We start from the raw sequence: 20,884 nt of genomic DNA, 5'->3' as shown, positions 1-20,884 counted from the left end.
CTGCTGTGACACGGCGCTTATGGTGCGGTCTCGGCCGCTGCAGCCTTGGCCGGTGCGGCCGGTGCCGGTCGCCCGGCCAGATGCAACGAGATCAGCCCGCCAGCGACGATCAAGGCTGCGCCCGCCACCGTGAAAATGTCGGGCAGCTCGCCGAACAGGGCGAAGCCGAGAACCGTCGCGGTCAGGAGCTGGGCATAGGAATAGGGGGCGATGCGCGAGGCCGTCGCCCGGGCATAGGCCGCGATCATGCAGAACTGCCCGGCCGCCTGGCAGAAGCCGGAAAGCGCGAGCAGCAGCCATTGCTGGCCGGTCGGTGCCTGCCAGAAGAACGGCAGCGGCAGCGAGGACAGGGTCAGCGCGACCAGCACCATGTAGAGCAGCACCGAGCGCGGCGTCGTCCGCTGCGCGACGACGCGGGTCATCACCTGGCCGAGCGCGGCGAAGATACCGCCGATCGCAGGGATCAGCAGCGCCCAGGAAAAGGCGCCACCAAAGGGCCGCATGATCGTCAGCACGCCGAGGAAGCCGAGCGCGACGGCGAGCCAGCCCCAGCGGTTCACGGGCTCTCCGAGGATGACCTGGCCGAGCGCCATGCTGATCAGCGGCGCGACGAAGAGGATGGTGGTGACCTGCGCCAGCGGCACATGGGCCATGGCGACGATGACGCAAAGACCGCCGAGGTAGGGGAAGAGCGAGCGCAGCAGCAGGAGTTTCGCCGGCGCCCGCAGCAGCGCGGGTTTCAGCTGCGCCGGGCGGATCATGACCAGGAGGAACAGCGCGAAGGCGACGCTGCGCCCCCACATGGCAATCACCGCATTGCTCTCGACGACGACGAGCTTGGAGCCAGCGTCACCGATTGCGAACAGACTGAAGGCGGCGACCGCCAGCGCCAGGGCCGCCAGTCCGCCATCGGAATGCCTGCGATCCGAAGCCGGGCTCACCTTGTCCGCGCGACCTCGACGCCGGCATTGCGCTCGAGGGCGCGCACCAGCTCGGTCTGGTCGGCCTGCGCCGGCACGCCCTCGGCGATCGCCGTCTCGAACATGCCGAACACCGCGCGCGTCAGCGTGACGCGCACGCCGAGACGCTCGGCCTCGGCAATCGCCGCGCCCACATCCTTCAGGATCACCGCCATCGGCGAGCCGAAGTCGAAGCGCCGCGTCAGCACGTTCTGCGGAATCACGGTCAGCGAGGCATCGTTCTTGCCGGTGCCGTTGTTGATCACCTCCAGCATGGCCTCGGGATCGAGGCCCGCCTTGGCGCCGAAGACCAGGGCCTCCGAGGCGATGCCGGAATTCACCGCCGACATGATGTTGTTGATCAGCTTCATGGTCTGCGCCCTGCCGACCTCCTCGCCGAATTTGGCGATGCGGCTGCCATAGCAGGCGAGCACCGGCTCGGCTTCCGCGACGGCGGCGGCCGGCCCCGAGACCATCACCGTCAGCGTGCCGGCGGCGGCGCGGACGCGCCCGCCCGTCATCGGCGCGTCGACCAGCGCGATGCCGCGACTGGCGAGGCCAGCCGCCATCTCGGCAACGAGGGCTGGGCCGGTGGTGCTGGTGACGACGCAGATGCGCGCCGCCTTGCCGGCGGCGACGCCATCCTGCCCGAGGATGACGGGGTGATGGACCGGCAGGGTCGCGAGGCAGACGAAGACGATCTGCGCATGATCGGCGACCTCGCGGGCCGAGCCCGCGAGCCGGGCCTTGCCGGCGAAGCGCTGCAGCGCCTCCGCGTTGATGTCGTGGACGGTGAGCTCATAGCCGGCCTCGGCGATGCGTCTGGCCATCGGCGCGCCGATGGCGCCGAGGCCGATGAAGCCGATGGTGGGGCGTGGCGCGGTCATGCCGGCAGCTCCTCAGTAGAGGCCGGCGGTCGCGCCGCCATCGACGGCGATGGCGACGCCCTGGATATGGCGGGCGTCCTCGCCGCAGAGGAACAGCGCCAGCGCCGCGACGTCCTCGGGCTTGCCGAGGCGCTGCAGACCCTCCTTGGCGACGAGTTCGTCGCGGATCTCGGCCGGGGTCTTGCCCGCCGCCTTGGCGCGCTGCTCGAAGAGCTGCTCGACCCGCTCGGTCTCGGTCATGCCGGGGTAGATCGCGTTGACGTTGACGCCGGCGCGCCGGCCGAGGCCGGAGAGGCCCTTGGTGAAATTGGCCATGGCCGCGTTGACCGAACCGCCGATCAGGAAGCCGGGATCGGGCGTGCGCGCCGCGCCACCGATGATGTTGACGACGTGCCCCCTCGCCTCGGCCAGCCGCGGCCAGAACAGGCGGCAGAGCCTGACGCAGGCGAAGAACTTCAGGTCGAAGCCATCCTGCCAGTCGCCGTCCGGCAACGCCAGGAAGTCGCCGGCCTTGGTGGCGCCGGCCGAGTTCACCAGGATGTCACAGCGCCCGTGCCGCGCCTCGACGGCGTCGAAGACGGTGCGGCAACCGGCTTCGCTGCGCAGATCGGCCGCGACCGTCAGCGGCGCGCCGCCCCCCTGCCCGGCGAGCGCGGCCGCGGCGGCTTCGAGGTTCTTCGCCGAGGAGGCGGCGAGAACGATCTCGGCCCCGGCCTGGGCGAAGGCGGCGGCGATGCCGCGGCCGATGCCGCGGCTGCCGCCCGAGATGACGACGACCCTGCCTGCGAATTGTCCGGCCATCGAAGCCTCCTCAAACGAGCGTGACGCGCAGCGTGGCGATATCACCGAAGCGCGCAGTGAAGGGCTGGCCCTGCTTCAGCGGCAGCGGCACGCAAAGCGAGCCGGTGGAGAGATAGTCGCCGGCCGCGAGCGGGACGCCACGGGCCAGCAGGTCGTTGACCATCTCCTGGAGCACGGTGACGACGTCGCCGCGCTGCTCGCCGCGATAAAGCTCGACCGGCTGCCCCGGCAGCCCGGCCTCGATCGCCAGGCCATCGAGGTCGATGCCCCGCCAGTCGGCGACATTCTCGCCGAAGACGAAGGCGCCGCCGCTGCCATTATCGGCGATGGCGAGGACGGTGCGCCTGTCGGTGGTATTGCCCTGGAAGCGGCTGCCGGCGATCTCGATGCCCGGCACGAAGTCCGCGGCAGCGGCAACCTCGTCGCGCGACCAGGGCTCGGCCCGGGCGGGGAGATCGCGCCGCAGGCGGAAGGCATATTCGAGCTCGGCCTTGTAGCCGGCATATAACGAAAGCGGCAGCTCCGCCTCGTTGACGAAAATGCGGTCGGCGAGCAGGCGGCCGGGGATCGGCCCGTCATGGCCCTCGGCGATCTGAACCGCACGCAGCGCCGCGCCGACCTTCCAGCCGCCGACCTTGCCGCCGATCGCCTGCGCCATCCGGTCCTGCACCTGATAGGCTTCCTGCCGGTCGCGCGGCCGGGCTGCGCCCTCCGGATCCGGGATCGGGCGGCCAGACGTCCAGGCCGCGGCCAGGTCCAGCGCAAGCGTCTTGAGTTCGGCGCGCATCGAGTTCCCCTGTCGATCGGCAGGCTGCCGCCGGACGATGCGCGGCGGCGCAGCCCACCAACACCAGCTATAACTGGAATAGTATTCCAGTTATAGAGAACCGAGCGCCGCCGGGCAATGCGCGCGCCCTGCGACCAGTGCAACGCGGCTACCCACCGGCGTGCTTAGTAGCTGACGCGCACCACCGCCCGCAGTCCGTCCGGCGTCGTGGTCGGGAGGCCGAAGAATTCGAGATAGGCCGGAATCTGCTCGAACAGCATGTCGGTTCCGACCTGGGTCTGGCAGCCTCTGGCCTGCGCGGCGGCCAGGAAGGGCGTGAGCTCGCGCTTCAGCACGACCTCGCCGACAAAGGCGGACGGCGCGATCCGGTCGACATCCATCGGCAGCGGGTCGCCCTCGTTCATGCCGAGCGGCGTGGCGTTGACGACGATGTCGTAGCCCTCCGGGTCGCGGCTGCCGACCTCCAGAGCGAGCGCCGGATAATGCGCCCGCAGCCGGCCGGCGAGCGCCTCCACTGATGCAGCATTGACGTCGAACAGGCCGAGCGCTGCTGCGCCCGCACCGGCGAGCGAGGCGGCGATCGCCGCCCCCACGCCGCCGCTGCCGACGACGAGCGCCCGCGCGCCAGTGACCTGCCGGCCCTTGCGCAGCACGCCGCGGACGAAACCCTCGCCGTCGAACATGTCGCCGAGCAGCGTGCCGTCCGGCCGCAGCAGGACGGCATTGCACGAGCCCGCAATGCCGGCCGCGGTCGAAAGCTCGTCGACCAGGCCGATCGTGGTGACCTTGTGCGGCATCGTCACGAGCGCCCCGCGGATGTTCTTCAGCCGAAACAGGGCGGCGAAGACCTGCGGATAGGCCTCGGCCTCGACCCCCATCGGCATGACCACAGCGTTGACGCCGATCGACTCGAAATAGGGGTTGTAGATCAGCGGCGCCTTGAAGGTCGTGGTCGGATAACCGAGATGGGCGAGCAGGATGGTGTGGCCGTCGATCATCTCAGGCGATCGCGATCATGGGCGCCCGTTCGGACGGATTGCTTGACGGGAGCCATCCGGCTCAAGCCCGCTTCTCGTCGATCAGCGTGGCGACGCGCCGCAAGGCGAGCGCGTAGCCCTGGGTGCCGAAACCGGCGATGACGCCGTCCGCCCGCAGCGAGACATAGGAGTGGTGCCGGAAGGCCTCGCGCTTGTGGACGTTGGAGATGTGCACCTCGATCACCGGCCCCTCGAAGGTATTGAGGGCGTCGAGCACCGCGACGGAGGTGTGGGTGAAGGCAGCCGGGTTGATCACGATGCCGCCGGCGGTCTCGCGCGCCTCGTGAACCCAGTCGATGATCTCGTATTCGCGGTTGCTCTGGTGGAAGCGCAGCTTGAGCGCGAGCTCGCCCGCCAGCGCCCGGCATTTCGGCCTCGACATCGGCGAGCGTGGTATGGCCGTAGATATGCGGCTGGCGCTGGCCGAGCAGGTTCAGGTTCGGACCGTTCAGGAGGTAGACGAGGCGGCTCACGGCGAGATCCCAGGCTTGCGGGTGACGGAAAGGCGGTTCGGCGAGACGGGTTCGGGCATGCGGGCTCGGCCGCCTCGCCTCACTCCCGCGCGGCGCGAGCCACCTCGGCGAAGCCCGGATGGCTCGCGAGATGGGCGCGCAGATTGTTGCCGGTCCGGCAGAGGTGGTCCTGCAGCCGGCCGCAGGCGAAATCGATGTCGCGCGCCACAGCGCCCTGGGCGATCTCACTGTGCTCGGCGGTGACGTCGCGGTCGCCCGAGGTCGCGCGCAGGAATGCGCGGCGGTAGCGGTCGTTGAGGTTGAGCAGCACCCGACAAAAGCCGAGCAGGGTCGGGCTGTTGCAGCCGGCGATCAGGGTCAGGTGAAACTCGCGGTGCGCAGCCTCCCACTGCACCAGGGTCTCGGGGCGGTCGGCAACGCGCTCGCTGCGGTTCAGCCGATGCAGCGCGCGCATCACGTCGCTCTCCCAGTTGAGGTCGCCGTGCTGCATCGCCTGGCGGAGCGCATAGGTCTCGAACTCGACGCGCAGCCGCGTGATCTCCTCGAGATTCGCCAAGGAAACGGGCGCGACCCAGTAGCCGCGATTGTCCTGGAACTCGACCAGCCCGTCCGCGATCAGCCTTGCCAGCGCCTCGCGCAACGGGCTCAGGCTGACGTCGAGGCTGTGGCGAACGCGCTCCAGGTTGATCTTGGTGGCGGGCTGGAGCTCGCCCGAAACGATGGCCTCGCGCAGGCGATCGACCAGCTGGCTCGCGATGGTGTTCTTCTGGTCGTCGACGAAGGTCATTGCTGGAGGGTTCCGGCGCAGCCGCCTCGCACGATCATGGGAGGCAATGGCTATAATAAACGATTATTATCGTCAAGCTACCCGACAAAAGGCACGCGGCGATATCGCTGTTGCCGCAACCTGTCGCCGCCCACGCCGTTCGAGCCGAGGCCCTCGCCTGCCGAACGCGAAAATCACTTGCTGTCGCGCTTGATGCCCTCGCCCGGAGTCGATCCGACGAGCGGTTGACGGTCGCCGCCATCGACGATACGACTCATAAAAATCGATTATTCTATCGACACGGAGGGCGTCGAGATGATCCGGCATGAAGGCGACGTCACGCCTGCCGTGATCGCGGTGATGGAGCGAACCGACGATCCGCGGCTGCGTGAGATCATGGTCAGCCTGGTCAAGCACCTCCACGGTTTCGTGCGCGAGGTGCGCCTCACTGAGAAGGAATTCCGCGAAGCCACCGCCATTCTCGTCGAAATGGGCAAGCTGACCACGGACAGCCACAACGAGATGGTGCTGATGGCGGGCTCGCTCGGCATCTCCTCGCTGATCTGCCTGCTCAACAACGGGGACAACGGCCAGACCGAGACCTCGCAATCCTTGCTCGGGCCGTTCTGGCGGCTGAATTCGCCGCCCGTCGCGAATGGCGGCTCGATCATTCGCTCAGACACGCCGGGGCCGACGCTGTTCATGTCTGCGCGCGTCCAGGACAAGGCCGGCAAGCCGATAGCCGGGGCGGAAGTCGACATCTGGCACTCCTCGCCGGTCGGGCTCTACGAGAACCAGGATCCGACGCAGGAGAACTTCAACCTGCGCGGCAAGTTCACCACCGACACCGAGGGCCGCTTTTGGTTCCGCTCGGTGAAGCCGGCAGGCTATCCGATCCCGACCGATGGCGTGGTTGGACGCCTGCTCGCGGCGCAGGACAGGCATCCCTACCGGCCGGCGCATGTCCATGCACTGATCTTCAAGCCGGGCTTCAAGACCCTGATCAGCCAAGTCTACGCCGATGACGACGAGAACCTGAACAGCGACGCGCAGTTCGGCGTGACGCAGGCGCTGATCGGGCATTTCGAGCGCCATGACGAGCCACATCCCAGCGAAGCCGACGCCGGGGCGCCCTGGTACTCGCTCGACTACACCTATGTGATGGAAGCGGGCGAGGCGACGCGGCCACGCCCCCCGATAAAGTATCCAGCGAGCGTGTTATTCCGCCCGTGCGGCCCTCCGATGGAGCCCCCCGATGCTGACCGACGAACAGCGCCGCCAGGGCGCAAAGGACCTCTATCGGGCCGAACAGGAGCGCAAGGCGATTCCGCAGCTCAGCAAGACGTTTCCGGCGATCGAGCTGCAGGACGCCTATGCGATCCAGCGGCTCTGGGCCGAAATCCACATCGCCGGTGGCGCCCGGCAGATCGGCCACAAGATCGGCCTGACCTCGCGCGCCATGCAGATGGCCTCGAAGATCAGCGAGCCCGACTACGGCCATCTGCTCGACACCATGATGTATCGCGACGGCGCCCGCATCCCGGCCGGAAAATTCCTGAAGCCGCGGCTGGAGGTCGAGCTCGCCTTCATCATGGGCGCCGACCTCGAAGGCCCCGGCACCCAGGTGTACGACGTGATGCGGGCGACCGAATACGTGGTCCCGGCGCTGGAAATCATCGATTACCGGACGGAGGTGCCGCGCGCGATCACCGACACCATCGCCGACAACGCCGCCTCGGGCGGGATCATCCTCGGCGGGCGGCTGATCCGCCCCTTCGACCTCGACATACGCTGGGTCGGCGCGACCCTGTCGAAGAACGGCATCATAGAGGAATCGGGCGTCTCCGCCGCGATCATGGGCCATCCGGCCGCCGGCGTCGCCTGGCTGGTCGACAAGCTGTCGGTCGTCGGGGCCAGGCTGGAAAAGGGGCAGATCGTGCTGGCCGGCTCGTTCACCCGGCCGGTCGACATCGCCGCCGGCGACGTAACCCAGGCCGACTACGGACCGCTCGGCGCCATTGGCGTCTCCTTCGCCTGAGGCCGCTATCGAGGGAAAAACGAGCGCCGTCGAATTGACAAGCATAATCGTTTCTGAATTCTATAATCGATAATAAATGCAAGCTGATCGGCGGCGCATTGCCGCCGATCGGGCCGGCTCATTGCGACGCCTTGCGAAACCGCGACCACGCCAGACGCAGCGCGCCTGGCCGGCCGCCAGATCCAGGCCGAGCCCAGAACCAAGAAGGCCGCGGCGGCCAACGCCGCGGCGCTCCAAACCCTTGAGGGAGGGAATTCCATGACGACTTTTTCGAGGCGCAGCGCACTTTCAGTTCTGGCCGGCGCCGCCATCGTGAGCCCGTCGCTGTTGCGCGCGCAGGCCTATCCGACCAAGCCGGTCAGGCTGATCGTCGGCTTCGCTCCCGGCGGCCTCACCGACCTGCTCGCCCGACTGATCGCGCCGATCATGGCCGAGCAGGTCGGCCAACAGGTCATCGTCGAGAACCGGCCCGGCGCCAACGGCAATGTCGGCATGGCCGCGGTGGTGAACGCGACCCCGGACGGGCACACGCTGCTGTTCTCCTCCGCGGCGCAGATCGTCTACAGCCCCAACACCTACAAGACCATGCCGGCCGACCCGATCAACGGGCTCAGGCACGTCTCGATGGCGGCGGAGGGCGATTTCATCATCGTCACCAACGAGCAGACCGGGCTCAAGAACCTCGATGAGTTCCTGAAGTTCGCCAAGGCCAATCCGGGCAAGCTCAATTACGGCACTGCCGGTGCCGGCGGCACCCACCATGTCCTGTTCGAGTTTTTCAAGAAGAGCGCCGGCATCGAGCTGACGCCGGTGCATTATCGCGGCTCGGGTCCGCTGGTGCCGGACCTGCTCGCCAACCAGGTACAGCTCTTCACCGACAGCCTCTCGGCCGTGGACGCGCATATCAAGGCCGGCAAGATGGTCGCCCTGCTCGTCGCCTCGACGAAGAAGGAGCCGGCCCTGCCCAGCGTGCCGACCGCCGTCGAGGTCAACATGCCGGCGCTCGCCAATCTCAGCAACTGGTTCGGCCTGCACGCGCCGAAGGCGACGCCCGACGCCATCGTCGACAAGCTCAACGCCGCGGTGAAGGTCGCCATCAGCAACGCGACCATCCTCGAGCGCCTCAAGGTCGCGGGCATGGTCCCGGTCGGCGACACCCCGGCCCAGTTCGCCGAGAAGATCGTTGTCGCCAACAAGGTGATCGGCGACGTCGCCCGCTCGGCCGGCATCCAGGTCGAGTGAGGCGTTCATCATGGGCAGGACGACGCTCAACAACGAGGTGCTGGGCGGGCTCACGCTCATGGCGCTCGCCGGCTTTTACCTCTATTTCGGCTGGGGCTTCCGCTTTGGCACCCCGGTCAGGATGGGGCCGGGTTTCCTGCCGCTGTCGCTCAGCGCCATCCTGCTGGTGATGGGAGCGGTCAAGCTCGCCATTGGGCTGTTGCGGGGCGGCGACGAGCCGACCTGGCCCAAACTCGTGCCGGCACTCGTCATCGCTGCGGCGCCGGTGCTGTTCGGCTTCATGATCGCGCCGCTCGGCGTCGTGATTACGGTCTCGCTGGTCGCGCTCGCCAGCCGCCTCGCCTTGCGCGAGCGGCTGCAGCTCTCCGACGTCCTGATCAGCGTTGCGCTCGGCGGCTTCTGCGCCGTCGTCTTCATCGTCTTTCTCGGCCAGGCAATGCCGATGTGGCCCGGAATGTGATCATGCTCGAGAATCTCGGCCTCTTCCTCCACGGACTGACCTTGGCGGCGACGCCGACCAACCTGATGTTTGCCTTCGTCGGCTCGCTGCTCGGCACGCTGATCGGCGTCCTGCCCGGCATCGGGCCCTTGGCGACGATCTCGATGCTGCTCTCGCTGACGCTGCAGGTCGATCCGCTCGCCTCGCTGATCATGCTGGCCAGCATCTTCTACGGCGCGCAGTATGGCGGCTCGACGACGGCGATCCTGTGCAATCTGCCGGGCGAGGCCTCCTCGGTCGTGACCTGCCTGGACGGGCATAAGATGGCGCAGCAAGGGCGGGCAGGAACCGCGCTCGCCACCGCGGCGTTGGCCTCGCTCTTCGCCGGCGTCACCGCGACCTTCCTGATCGTGCTGTTCGCCCCTCCCCTCGCCGCTTTCGCGCTCAACTTCAACGCGCCGGAATACTTCCTGCTGATGCTGTTCGGCCTGCTGGCGTCGATCGTCTTCACCCATGGCTCGGTGTTCAACGCCGCCGCCATGGGCATTCTCGGCGTGCTGCTGGGCCTGATCGGCACCGATGTCGAGACCGGCACGCAGCGCTACGCCTTCGGAATCGGCGAGATCGCCGACGGGCTCGACATCGTCCCGGTCGGCATGGCGCTGTTCGGGCTGAGCGAGATCATCTTCAACCTCAGCGCCGGCGGCATCCAGCGCGACGTGCTGGTGCAGAAGATCAAGAACTTCGGCGTGACGCTGGCCGACTTCAAGGCGGCCTGGCCGGCAGCGGTTCGCGGCACGATCCTGGGCTCCGCGCTCGGCGTGCTGCCGGGCGGCGGCGCGACACTCAGCCCCTTCGCCTCCTACATGCTGGAGAAGAAGCTGGCCCGCGATCCCTCGCGCTTCGGGCGCGGCGCGATCGAAGGCGTCTCGGGGCCGGAGGCTGCCAACAACGCCTCCGCCCAGACCTCTTTCATCCCGCTGCTGACGCTCGGCATCCCGACCAACCCGGTGATCGCGCTGATGCTCGGCGCCATGCTGATCCAGGGCATCCAGCCGGGGCCGGAGGTGATGATCAAGCGGCCCGACCTGTTCTGGGGCCTGATCGCCAGCATGCTCATCGGCAACATCATGCTGGTGATCATCAACATGCCGCTAGTCGGCATCTGGATCAGGCTGCTCCACGTGCCCTATCGCGTGCTGTTCCCGGCGATCATCGTGTTCTGCTGCATCGGCGCCTATTCACTGAACGCCACGCCGGTGAACCTCATCGTCATGGGCCTGTTCACCCTGATCGGCGTCTGGCTGATCTCGCTCAGGTTCCAGCCGATCCCGCTCCTGCTCGGCTTCGTGTTGGGACCCCTGGCCGAGGAAAATCTCAGGCGCGCCCTCATCATCTCCCGCGGCGATCCAATCGTCTTCCTCGAACGGCCGGTCTCCCTCGCCATCGTCATCATGATGGTCGCACTCATCATCGTCGTCGCGATGCCGAGTTTCCGTAACAACAAGGAAGCGTTCGTCGAATGACGGAGCACTGCACGCCTCAAAGATTGCTCACATTCATCCGACCTTGACGAGATTCTGATTACCTTCGAGCTCGCTGGCGTCGAGCAAAAGGGCAGGATCGTCCCACCTTTGCGCCTCGGCCGCGGCCAAGGCGAATGCCTGGGGCGAGGAATAGCGCGTTCCACCTAAGGTAATGGAGCGCCTGCCCTCCGCCCCTTCTGCCTCGCGGCGCGCAGCGGGCGCGCCTCGGGGATGTCTCCGGCGATCCACCGCTGCGCCTCCGGCCTCCAGGAACATTGGCTATGCCGGACCAACTGAAGTCATCCGGCTCTAGCTCGCATTGACCAGAAGCAGCATCAATTCCGACTGCCGCGATGTACTGGTCTTCTGGAAGATCATCTTCAGCCTCGTCCGGGCGGTTCCCTGGGTGATGCCGAGCTGCTCCGCGGCCTCGATGATCGACTCGCCCAGCAGCAGGCGCTTGCAGAAGACGATCTCCGACTCTGTGAGACCGAAGACATGGGCGAGGGGCTCCAGGTTGGCCCTGCTCGATCCCCCGGAGCCGAGCGCCACGACCAGCACCAGGACCATGCCCCGAGGCGGAAGCATGACAAGACGCCCCCCACCCGGAGACTGGGCCGTCGGGAGCGCGGCAAGCGATACCTGCCATGCTCCGGCCGCCGTCCGGAAACCGATGCGCGAGACGGAGGTAGGCTTTCCTCGGGACAGCCTGTCCAGCGCCGCTGCGAAACGGGCATCGGCATTCGCATCGGCGAGACGGCAGCGGCCGCGCCGAACCGCGACACCTTCTCCGGACGCGAAGAGCTGCTCGGCGAGAGGATTTGCATCCCGCAGATGCCGATCGCCATCGACGACGAAGGCAGCGCAGCGGCTGCGCTCCACCAGGGCGGTTTTAGTGATTGCGTTTTCAACATCCGCGCGCAAGAGGCGGGCCAGGTTGATCGAACGCTCCAGATTGCCGCGGATACTTGTCAGAACCTCCAGCGCTGCCCGGTCATAGACGCCGGATTTCGAGAGCGGGTAATGCAGAAGAAGGTTCACGGCCTCATCGCGCTCGCCGACGATCTTCAGGCCAACGGCTGCCACCGCGCGGTCTTGAGGCAGTAACCAGTCATTGTAGAATTCCGTCTTGGCGAAGTTCTGCGCCGGACAGACCTCCTCCGAAGCGCCGATCGTCGTTCGCTTGAACGAGCCCCAATAGGTGTTCCAGGGGTTGATGTATGCGAAATGCTCCGCATAGGCGGCCACGAAAGCCGGGTCCATGTTCTGGAGCGACAAAAAGTTGAGACGGCTTTCGGAGAAGTTCATATTGGCGAGCCCTCCCCACGAGCCGGGGAAGGCGTCGCTCAGGATCGCCGGCACCTGGTCCCATGAACTCTCGCCGAAGGTCGCGGCATCGATGGCCGCGGCCAGGTTCTGGCTGATGACCGACACCCGGTCCTCGTCATAGACGTCCGGCAATCCCCGTTCCATTTCCGTTGCGTCCCACGCCTCCGGCGATGGCCGCCCTGCCATCGCCGCTTGACCGACCTACCCCTAGGTTAGCTGATTGGACGCGCGTGAGAAGAGAAGCTGCTCATCTTCAGGCGGCAACTACCAAATGGCAGTCTCAGGTAGAGCGCGTTGCCGGTATCAAAAATGCGCGTAGTCGCTAAGCGAGAGCGCCTGTCTCGGAAGATGAACGTGAGGGTTCAATGTTGCAGATGATTGCTATCGTCGCCGCACTGACGACTTCCAGCGTTCCGATCCCAGTGAACTGCCAATATCGGAACGATTCCGTCGGAAATTGCAAGGATGCCGTGAGCGATTGGCTCCGCGGCAATGCAAATCGTCAATCGAGCAGCAGTTCGGATGTCGACCATCGAGTTCGGACAGGCCGTTCGACGCTGCAAGAATGCTTCAACTGCGCCATGGGGGGCGTAGAATCCGGAACGAACAAGGTCATAGAGGACTGACATGGGCGGAGATCGATCGAGAGTGACGGAAACGGTGAGAACCGTCGCAGTAGTCATATCGGTGCTTTTGTTTGCAGCCACACAAGCGGCCGCGCAGTCCCTCATCGGAAGAATGACGGGCGCCGAGTGTCGTGCCAGGGGCGGCATGGCCGAAAGCTCGATCTCATCACGATCCAATCCTGACCCGATCCGCCCTTGCTATAAGCACGCGGATTGGGGACCCGCGAAACCTAAGGGAGAGATCAAGAGAACGGGCAGGGGATTGTGCCCCGATGGAACTCCCCCAATGAGCACAGGCGTTTGTTCGGCTCTTTAGGGTCTCAGGTCAGGAGAGTCTCAGGTCAGGTGCGCAGCCCATCAATTGAATTGCCGCCCAGCCTTGCAGTCCGATCGGCATCGATTACTCACCACAGTCTTCAAATCGGGAGGCCGTCAGTGAATATACTACGTTACAGTCTGGTAGCAATTTTAGCATCCTCCCTTGCGTCCCCGGCGTTTTCAGAGATTATTCGACTTGAGTGTTCGGTTTCAATAAATGACAGTTGGAAGATTGATCTTAATCTCGACAAGAATACATTTAAGTTTTTAATGAAGGACGGCGTCGGCGATATTAGAGTTTCTGGAAACAGGATAAATTTTTATTTATCAAAAATTGAGTACAATTGTTCCTTGAGCAGTTGATTTGCCTCGGCGATTGTTTCGGTGAACGCCCGGCTCCGCCGCAGCAGGTCAAGGCGCAATAGCCTCACCTCCGCATCCGCCCGATCCCCGAGAGAGAGCACCAGGTCCGCCGCCTGCCTTCTGACGGACGAAGCGTCCAGATCGAAATCGTCCAGCACCCAGGCAGCGTGCAGCAGCCGCCAGATCGCATGTCTTGTCTGGCCCGTGCGCGCATCGATATAGGCGCGGCGCATGAAGCGGATCGCCAGGTCCGGCATCCCCTCGCATAATCCGGCCTCGATGAAGCCGATTTCCTTGACGATGCCCGCTTCTTCAGCGGTCGCGATCGAAAGGTCCTGTGCGACATAGAGGCAGTCCGGACATTCCTGAAGCCAGGCGGACATGGTGGCGCGGATACGTCCCGGACGCCTGCCGTCCAGATCCGCATAACCGGAAGAAGAGACGCTTCCGAACTGACCCTGCTCGCTCATCGTTCCGCAACGAGCACATGACACCGTGACTGAAAAGAACGTCGTCATCGTCCAGCTTGCACCGGTTGATCGTGAGTGCTGAAGCTCCGCCTCAGGCGAAAAGTTTGGCCGTCATGCTGCGGATGTGGCCTGATCCTCTCGGTCGCTGGAGTATTCGACAAGTCCGGGCAGCTCAAAGATCGGCCTCCGCCGAGACGGCGGGCTTGTAGTCGACATAAAGCGCGCTCTCGAACGCCCATGCGATCATCGGAGCCACCTGCCCGGCTTTCAGCCAGCTCAAGACGCATGCGCGTGCGGCCAATTGGCACCCGCTCAGCTTTTCGATGTTGTGGGAAGCGCTGAAGAAAGCGTGGGCTGTCGAGACCGCCAGATCGTGCGTCGAATAGGGCATCGGGCCATTGAAAAGGCTCGTTGCCAGCCTCTCGACGTCTCGCCGCGGAATCTGCTCGAACAGAAGACCCTCATAGGCAAGTGTAACGGCGTGTTCGAGGACTGCGCTTTTCGCTGGTGGATTGTCGCCATAGATTTCTCGAATGGCGGCATCGACGATCGTAGGCTTCTTCTTGAAAAATCCGAACATCCGATCCGGCCCTTAATTGTCCTCGCGTTATTCGATTGGCTCAACGGGTGGGGAGCAACTGCCAAATGGTAGTGGCTGCGGCGGCGGACTCTTAGTACCAAAATGCTGGCGTACACTCGGGCAAGCCCCCGCCGAGCTACGGCATCTTTGGGAGACCGGAATGCGGTGCCTTCGCCTGTCGCTCGCTTTACTGCTGCTTTCAGCTACGGGGAGCGCCGCAGACCAAGACAGCGATATCTCTTTCATCGTAACAATGACGCAAGTCATAAACGCAGACAAAATGGCGCATAATCGAACATCCAGGAACACATGGAGGGGAGCGGTCAGCGAACACGGCGTGATGGCCGAAGGGCAGCCAACTATACGCTGGAACACAACTAATAGAACAACTCATAGCGGCGGCGGCTGGAATGACGACAGCGTGAGGCGCATACAGGACGGTTTCATCACAGAAAACACGAGTTCAGGAGGCGGTTTTCTTCGTATGACAATACGATTTCAAGGATCGCGTTGCTTTTTGGCTAGCGAGAGCAATTTCTCAACGATCACGGGAACGTGCAAGATCATCTCTCGCAGCCCCGCCCGCCAAGGACCTTCAAAGGACGGACCGACGTTAACAAATCGGGTTGGCGGCGCGATTTTGGGCACGACCAAGCGCCTGTTGATCGACCCCGCCGTTAAGCCTGCACGGGAAATGAAGCCCGTCAAAAGTACCTGCTGTGGGATTCGCGGTTAATGTTCCTCAACCGGTGCCCTGAACTTCTCTCAGCCAAAGGTTGCTGCCGTCTCACTTGGGTAGGCTAGTCCTCGATCAGGTGACCGCACTCCCTGGCGGCCTCGGCAAAGGTCTCCCGAACCTGATCGGGCGTGCCCTTGCCGGACAAAGCGGCCATGCAGGCGGCGATGGCGGCACGCCGCTTCTCGCCTGTCCCCGACCAGGCCAGCAGCTGCTCCCCTGCCCGCTCGACCGAGCTGATCGAGATGGTGACGCCGGGGTTGGCGGTCGTGACCCTGACCGGTGGATGAAACCTGAGGCGCGCCATGGCAGCGACGCGGGGTCAGCGATCGGTGCTCGAGCGAAGGCCCCCGCGGCAACCGGGACGACGTGACGCGCTCACGTCTCGCCCCGCTGCTTCAGGAGCGCGTTGAGCCGATCCTGCTTCTCGTTGATCTGATCCGCCAGCCGCTCCTCCCGTGCCGATCCGGATGCGGCCGCAGCCTGCTCCGTCAGATCGGAAATCTCCCTGCGCAGGAGCGCGATCTGATCGTCCGATGCTTCGTGATTTCCGTTTGCCATGGTCGACCCTCTCCATCCTTCTTTTCGCCGCGGGCCATGATCCGTAGCATGCCGCAGCTAGAGGACGCTCGACACCCCTCGCCTGTTCCCCTGACGGGCGAGCACGGATAGGGGCGTCTCGCCGATCGATGCGAAATCCGCTTTGGAAGGATACCGGAATGTCCATCGGGCCGCATCTCGAAAGCCAAGGACGCCAGCCCTGTGGGCAGCTCAAACTCCTTCTTCTGGTCTGCGTTGTCGCATTGCTGGCGGCCGCCTGCGCTTCGAGGCAGGAGATGGAAACCCAGGGCGCCAACTGCCGCACTCATGCGATCGGAAAAGGCCAGACGCTGACGGAGTGCGACGCAAGCGGGACCTGAGCACGCCTGCTCGCCAGTGGAGCCCGGCTCCACCGGCCGGCAATCGTCCAATTGCAGCGCTCGCGCCGCCAGGTCCTCAGTCGTCGGTATCGAAATCGATCAGGCGCCCATCGGCGGCAAATTCAGCATCGAACTTGCGCCATCGGCAAGGTGGCCTTCGATTTCAATGCGGCCGCCGCGCTTGAACTCGATCTTCGAGAGCGTGGCAGCGGCAGGCCACGAGCTGTTTCTCAGCACCCGGGCCGGAATCAGCGAGCGGATCTGGTCAGCGGGAAAGAGCCCGCGCCCGCGCGCTTCGATCTCCTCGATCGTGCCGTTCCGCTCGAGCTCGATCTTGATGCGGGCACCGCCCGGCAGCGTGCCGTAAACATCGCTGCCATATTCGATATGCGGCTTCGGGCGGATCTGGATATCGGTCAGGCCGAGCCCCGAAACCGATCGCGGGAGCGTTTGGGCGGCAAGCAGGCCGGGATAGGCGAAGATTGCCGCAAAGACGGTCGCTACGAGGATACGCTTCATGGTTTGAGTTCCTTTCCGCTGTCATTCTCGCAACAGGCCGGTTGTCAGGGTTGCGGCGCCCCGCGCCGACAACCAAGAGTACAGCCCATTCGGAAGCGAAGGGATAGCTCCGGTCCATGCTCCGGGGGCACCGCCGTCAGGCGCTGGAATCCTGACGATCACGCGTGTGCTGCTCCGCGCCCTTCTGGTGCGCCAGCCACGGCTCGCGGCGGATGGTCCAGAGTTCATAGGCCGGCACGAGCGCGCTGGGCGGGCCGTCCAATGTGCCGAGCTTGATTTCGATCTCGTCCGAACCGTCAACCCAGCTGAAGAGCGAAGAACCGCATTGCGGGCAGAAGCGCTCGCCGCCCGCCCGGCTTTGCCAGCATCCGAGCTCGCCCGACAGGGTTGCGCTGGCCCTGGGCCAGATTCCGAAGAAGGAGAAGGCAGAGCCGGAATCCTTCCGGCAGGTCTCGCAATGGCAGATGCCGACGCGGATCGGCTCGCCGTCGAGTTCGTAGCGGACCTGTCCGCAATTGCAGCCACCGGAAAGTTTCATCGTGCTCTCGCGCGTTCTGGGTTTTCACCCGCCATGGGCTGCAGACCAACGGCGTTCGGTCCGGACCGGTTCCAGAGAGCCGCGCTGACGGCCGAACCCCGCGTCTCTTGCCTAAGAGCCTGTTTGGGCATTCCCTCAGCCCTCATCCTGAGGAGCCATTCCGATAGGAATGGCGTCTCGAAGGATGCTTCAGGAGGCTCCCGAACCATCTGGAGCATCCTTCGAGACGCCGCTGACGCGGCTCCTCAGGATGAGGGCTGAATCTCCAAACAGGCTCTAAGACGGCCTCACGGCGCCTCGCGGCGGCTGCCGTCCGGCCGCACGGTCTCCGACATCGTGCGGCGCATCATGTCGCGCAGCGCGTTGCTGCTGCGATAGCCCGCCGTCCTCGCCGCCTGGCGCAGGGGGACGCCGTCCGCCTGCAAGGTCAGCGTGTGAAGCATGCGCAGCCGTCGCCGCCATTCGGCGAAGCTCAGCCCGGTCTCCGCCCGGAAGCGGCGCGTGAAGGTGCTGCGGCTGACGCCGGCGTGCCGGGCCCAGCCGTCGAGGTCGAGCGCCAGCGACGGCTTCTGGATCATGTCGCGGCAAAGCTGCCGCAGCCGCATGGTCTGCGGCAGCGGCAGGGCGATGTGGATCTCCTTCGCCCTTGCGATCTCGTCGACGACGAGGGCGGCGAGATGGCCGCCGCGACCATCGGCATCATAGAGCAGCGGGCCGCTGGCCAGCGACCTCAGGGCAATGTCGAGCAGGTCGGACACCGCAATCACCCGGCACTCCCGCGGCAGGGCCGCCCCCAGCGCCGCATCGGTGAAGAACGCCGCCCGCATCTCGCTGCAGCCATAGCCTGCGAGCTCGTGGGGCAGATCGGCGGGGACCAGCAGCGCATGACCGGCCGGCACGGTCCAGGTGCCGCTTTCGGTGCTCAGGACCAGGAGCCCGCCGGAGGCGTGCAGGAGCTCGGTGCGACGGTGACTGTGCCAGCGCGTCTTGGCGCCGCTGACGAAGGACTGGTGCAGCACGGCGACCGGCCGCGGCGTCTCCTCGTCGAGCGGCAGGCGGTCGATCGTCCGCAAGCTCTCGTGACCCGAACTCGGTCGTTTTGCTGAAACTGCCATGCCTGCGACCAAATATGACCCGATCTCGGTCAACTATGAGCCGCGCGCCAAAATGGGGCAAGGATATAATATTGATAGGTCGCGCTAGTTTAAAATCAATCTAAATTAGTGCGAACCTACCACTCGAATAACAACCTCCCTGTATTACCGCGCAGATCACGGCAGAATAGCAGATGAACTATGTTTCCGCCCGGGCGGCCCGTTCCTTGATGCCCGGCCAGGATCGGCTTCGTGCCGTCCGGGGCCCGTCCCTGACCACATTGCTCGTCCTGCTTGCGGCGCCGGCCGGCGCGCAGAACGTCACGCCCGCGCCGGGAACGTCGATCCAGCTCGACACGATCGAGGTCCAGGGCCGCGGCGAGAGCGCGACCGGGCCGGTGAACGGCTATGTCGCGACCCGCAGCGCCAGCGGCAGCAAGACCGACACGCCGATCCTGGAAACGCCGCAGACCATCAATGTCGTGACGGCGGACCAGATCAAGGCGCAAGGCGCCCAGAGCGTCAGCGAGGCCCTGCGCTACACCGCCGGCGTCGCCGCCGAGACCTATGGCGCGGCCTCGAAATTCGACAGCTACACTCAAGTTCGCGGCTTCAAGGGCGATCTCTTCCTCGACGGCACTCGCCTGCCCGATGGCGCGGCGACGGCGGACTGGACCACCTCGGTGATCGAGCCCTATGGGCTCGAGCGCATCGAGGTGCTGAAGGGTCCCTCCTCCACGCTTTACGGGCAAAGCGGCCCCGGCGGCCTGATCAACATGATCAGCAAGCGCCCGACCGCGACGCCGCTGCGCGAAGTGCAGATCCAGACCGGCAGCTTCGGCCGCCTCCAGGGCGCGTTCGACCTCAGCGGCCCGGTCGATCCGCAGGGGCAGTTCCTCTATCGCCTGACCGGGCTCGGGCGCCTGTCGGAGACGCAGACCGACTTCATCGACGACGACCGGCTGTTCATCGCGCCCGCCTTCACCTGGCGGCCGAGCGACGACACGACGCTGACCGTCCTGGGCCAATACCTGCGCGAGCGCGACGGCAAGACCAGCTTCAACTACCTGCCGAGCTCCGGCACGCTCTATCCGAACCCGGTCAATGGCCGCCTGCCCTTCAACCGCTATGCCGGCGAGCCCGGCTTCGACCGGTTCGACCGAGACCAGGGCTCGATCGGCTATGCGTTCGAGCATCGTTTCAATGACGCCCTGACCTTCAGCCAGAATCTGCGCTACACGCAGAATGACGTCTATCTGCGCGCGCTGAACCGCAATGGCGAGTTGCTGCCTGACAACCGCACCCTGAACCGCGCCGCCTTCCGCATCGATGCGGCGAGCCGGGCCTTCACCCTCGACAACCGGCTGGAGGCGCGCTTCCAGACCGGCCCGCTCTCGCATACGGCGCTGTTCGGCCTCGATTACCGCAACGAGATCAGCCAGTACGATGTCGGGCGCGGGCCGGCCTCGTCGATCCAGATCTTCAACCCGGTCTATGGTTCGCAGATCCTCGATCCCGGCATCAATTTCCAGCGCAAGGACGCGGAACTGCGCCAGCTCGGGCTCTACGCGCAGGACCAGATCAAGCTCGACCGCTGGGTCGCCACCTTCTCGGGCCGGCATGACTGGGCCGAGACCGAGACGCGGACCTTCAATGTCGGCCCGCGCACCATGGTGCGGAGCTCGACCGACGACCGGGCCTTCAGCGGCCGGGCCGGCTTGAGCTATGTCTTCGACAGCGGCTTTGCGCCCTATGTCAGCTACGCGACCTCGTTCCAGCCGACCGCCGAGACCGACTTCGCCGGCGGCGCCTTCAAGCCGCTGACGGCCCGTCAATACGAGGCCGGCATCAAGTACCAGCCGCCCGGCTTCAACGCCTCGCTGACCGCGGCAGTCTTCGACATCCGCCAGCAGAACGCGCTGACCGCCGATCCCGACCCGAGCCACCCCTTCGCACGGGTGCAGCTCGGCGAGGTTGCGGTGCGCGGCTTCGACATCGAGGCGCGCGCCCAGCTGACGCAGGGGCTCGGCCTGATCGCCTCCTATGCCTATCTCGACAACGAGGTGACCAAGAGCTCGGCCCCAGTCGATATCGGCAAGCGGCTCGCGGCCACGCCGGTGCATCAGGGCTCGCTCTGGGCCGATTACACGATCCAGGGCGGCGCCTTCGCCGGGCTCGGCATCGGCGGCGGCATTCGCTATGTCGGCAGCACCTATGATGTCGGCAACACCGTCAAGATCCCGTCCTACACGCTGGTCGACGCCAGCCTGCAATACGACCTCGGCAAGCTCGCGCCGGCGCTCAATGGTGCAAGGCTTTCGGTCGTCGCCAAGAACCTCTTCGACACATATTATGTCTCGCAATGCGGCAACGTTCCGGGCTGCACGCTCGGCTCCCGGCGCACGGTGCTGGCGACGCTGAGCTATCGCTGGTGAC

The 20,884-nt window shown here is 65.4% G+C and carries 20 protein-coding genes and 2 pseudogenes; 7 read left to right on the top strand and 15 right to left on the bottom strand.

The genetic code is table 11. From position 1 onward, the window contains the following. Positions 1 to 17: 17 nt before the first annotated feature. From ACTIF2_RS16305 to ACTIF2_RS16275, 7 genes and pseudogenes are all read right to left on the bottom strand, one after another. Complete coding sequence (locus ACTIF2_RS16305; protein ID WP_439498140.1) at positions 18 to 941, bottom strand: DMT family transporter; 924 nt, start codon at positions 939 to 941, stop codon at positions 18 to 20. Continuing rightward, on the bottom strand, positions 938 to 1,846 hold the full coding sequence (locus ACTIF2_RS16300; protein WP_439498139.1) for an NAD(P)-dependent oxidoreductase: 909 nt from the start codon (positions 1,844 to 1,846) through the stop codon (positions 938 to 940). The genes ACTIF2_RS16305 and ACTIF2_RS16300 overlap by 4 nt, the downstream gene beginning before the upstream one ends. A 12-nt stretch (positions 1,847 to 1,858) precedes the next feature. Continuing rightward, positions 1,859 to 2,647: an SDR family oxidoreductase gene (locus tag ACTIF2_RS16295; RefSeq protein WP_439498138.1), complete on the bottom strand. Its 789-nt coding sequence runs from the start codon at positions 2,645 to 2,647 to the stop codon at positions 1,859 to 1,861. A 10-nt stretch (positions 2,648 to 2,657) separates the two neighbouring features. Next, a complete protein-coding gene (locus ACTIF2_RS16290) occupies positions 2,658 to 3,434 on the bottom strand; it encodes a 2-keto-4-pentenoate hydratase (protein ID WP_439498137.1) in 777 nt (258 codons plus the stop codon). Positions 3,435 to 3,598: 164 nt separating this feature from the next. Further along, positions 3,599 to 4,432, bottom strand: coding sequence for a shikimate dehydrogenase family protein (locus ACTIF2_RS16285; RefSeq protein ID WP_439498136.1), 834 nt, complete (start codon positions 4,430 to 4,432; stop codon positions 3,599 to 3,601). 61 nt (positions 4,433 to 4,493) lie between these two features. Beyond that, a pseudogene (gene aroQ / locus ACTIF2_RS16280) lies at positions 4,494 to 4,944 on the bottom strand (type II 3-dehydroquinate dehydratase). Positions 4,945 to 5,023: 79 nt separating this feature from the next. Continuing rightward, positions 5,024 to 5,731 (bottom strand): GntR family transcriptional regulator, encoded by a 708-nt coding sequence (locus ACTIF2_RS16275; RefSeq protein WP_439498135.1) that lies wholly within the window; start codon positions 5,729 to 5,731, stop codon positions 5,024 to 5,026. A gap of 294 nt (positions 5,732 to 6,025) precedes the next feature. Here ACTIF2_RS16275 and ACTIF2_RS16270 point away from each other — a divergent pair. The 5 genes and pseudogenes from ACTIF2_RS16270 to ACTIF2_RS16250 form a co-directional block, all read left to right on the top strand. Further along, positions 6,026 to 6,913: pseudogene (locus ACTIF2_RS16270) on the top strand (dioxygenase family protein); the annotation flags it as partial. Positions 6,914 to 6,965: 52 nt separating this feature from the next. Further along, positions 6,966 to 7,748, top strand: coding sequence for a 2-oxo-hept-4-ene-1,7-dioate hydratase (hpaH, locus tag ACTIF2_RS16265; protein ID WP_439498134.1), 783 nt, complete (start codon positions 6,966 to 6,968; stop codon positions 7,746 to 7,748). Between the two features lie 258 nt (positions 7,749 to 8,006). Continuing rightward, a complete protein-coding gene (locus ACTIF2_RS16260; RefSeq protein WP_439498133.1) occupies positions 8,007 to 8,990 on the top strand; it encodes a Bug family tripartite tricarboxylate transporter substrate binding protein in 984 nt (327 codons plus the stop codon). A gap of 10 nt (positions 8,991 to 9,000) precedes the next feature. Further along, the gene (locus ACTIF2_RS16255) at positions 9,001 to 9,450 is read left to right on the top strand and encodes a tripartite tricarboxylate transporter TctB family protein (protein ID WP_439498132.1); all 450 of its coding nucleotides are present in this window, start codon (positions 9,001 to 9,003) and stop codon (positions 9,448 to 9,450) included. Beyond that, the gene (locus ACTIF2_RS16250; RefSeq protein ID WP_439498250.1) at positions 9,447 to 10,955 is read left to right on the top strand and encodes a tripartite tricarboxylate transporter permease; all 1,509 of its coding nucleotides are present in this window, start codon (positions 9,447 to 9,449) and stop codon (positions 10,953 to 10,955) included. Before ACTIF2_RS16255 ends, ACTIF2_RS16250 begins: the two co-directional genes overlap by 4 nt. 309 nt (positions 10,956 to 11,264) lie before the next feature. Here ACTIF2_RS16250 and ACTIF2_RS16245 read toward each other — a convergent pair whose 3' ends face one another. The 5 genes from ACTIF2_RS16245 to ACTIF2_RS16225 form a co-directional block, all read right to left on the bottom strand. Beyond that, entirely contained in the window at positions 11,265 to 12,416 is a 1,152-nt protein-coding gene (locus tag ACTIF2_RS16245) for a helix-turn-helix transcriptional regulator (protein WP_439498131.1), read from the bottom strand. 1,132 nt (positions 12,417 to 13,548) lie between these two features. Then, positions 13,549 to 14,109 (bottom strand): hypothetical protein, encoded by a 561-nt coding sequence (locus tag ACTIF2_RS16240; protein WP_439498130.1) that lies wholly within the window; start codon positions 14,107 to 14,109, stop codon positions 13,549 to 13,551. 124 nt (positions 14,110 to 14,233) lie between these two features. Then, positions 14,234 to 14,641 carry a hypothetical protein gene (locus ACTIF2_RS16235; RefSeq protein WP_439498129.1) on the bottom strand — a complete coding sequence of 136 codons (408 nt, stop codon included), beginning with the start codon at positions 14,639 to 14,641 and terminating at the stop codon, positions 14,234 to 14,236. 800 nt (positions 14,642 to 15,441) lie between these two features. After that, on the bottom strand, positions 15,442 to 15,684 hold the full coding sequence (locus ACTIF2_RS16230) for a DUF982 domain-containing protein (RefSeq protein WP_439498128.1): 243 nt from the start codon (positions 15,682 to 15,684) through the stop codon (positions 15,442 to 15,444). Positions 15,685 to 15,755: 71 nt separating this feature from the next. Beyond that, a complete protein-coding gene (locus ACTIF2_RS16225) occupies positions 15,756 to 15,938 on the bottom strand; it encodes a hypothetical protein (protein WP_439498127.1) in 183 nt (60 codons plus the stop codon). A 158-nt stretch (positions 15,939 to 16,096) separates the two neighbouring features. Between ACTIF2_RS16225 and ACTIF2_RS16220 the strand changes: the two genes are divergently transcribed. Next, positions 16,097 to 16,297: a hypothetical protein gene (locus ACTIF2_RS16220; protein ID WP_439498126.1), complete on the top strand. Its 201-nt coding sequence runs from the start codon at positions 16,097 to 16,099 to the stop codon at positions 16,295 to 16,297. A 99-nt stretch (positions 16,298 to 16,396) separates the two neighbouring features. Here the strand turns inward: ACTIF2_RS16220 and ACTIF2_RS16215 are convergent, their stop codons facing one another. From ACTIF2_RS16215 to ACTIF2_RS16205, 3 genes are all read right to left on the bottom strand, one after another. Next, positions 16,397 to 16,816: a hypothetical protein gene (locus ACTIF2_RS16215; protein WP_439498125.1), complete on the bottom strand. Its 420-nt coding sequence runs from the start codon at positions 16,814 to 16,816 to the stop codon at positions 16,397 to 16,399. A 136-nt stretch (positions 16,817 to 16,952) separates the two neighbouring features. After that, a complete protein-coding gene (locus ACTIF2_RS16210) occupies positions 16,953 to 17,354 on the bottom strand; it encodes a GFA family protein (RefSeq protein ID WP_439498124.1) in 402 nt (133 codons plus the stop codon). 287 nt (positions 17,355 to 17,641) lie between these two features. Continuing rightward, positions 17,642 to 18,427 (bottom strand): AraC family transcriptional regulator, encoded by a 786-nt coding sequence (locus ACTIF2_RS16205; protein WP_439498123.1) that lies wholly within the window; start codon positions 18,425 to 18,427, stop codon positions 17,642 to 17,644. Between the two features lie 215 nt (positions 18,428 to 18,642). Here ACTIF2_RS16205 and ACTIF2_RS16200 point away from each other — a divergent pair, with 215 nt between their 5' ends. Further along, positions 18,643 to 20,883 (top strand): TonB-dependent siderophore receptor, encoded by a 2,241-nt coding sequence (locus ACTIF2_RS16200; protein ID WP_439498122.1) that lies wholly within the window; start codon positions 18,643 to 18,645, stop codon positions 20,881 to 20,883. Position 20,884: the final 1 nt, after the last annotated feature.

Source organism: Allobosea sp., from assembly GCF_051860145.1.
In the GTDB taxonomy this organism is placed as follows: domain Bacteria; phylum Pseudomonadota; class Alphaproteobacteria; order Rhizobiales; family Beijerinckiaceae; genus Allobosea.
Note: the sequence above shows the minus strand (reverse complement) of the source record. Positions and strands in the feature narration are given on the sequence as shown.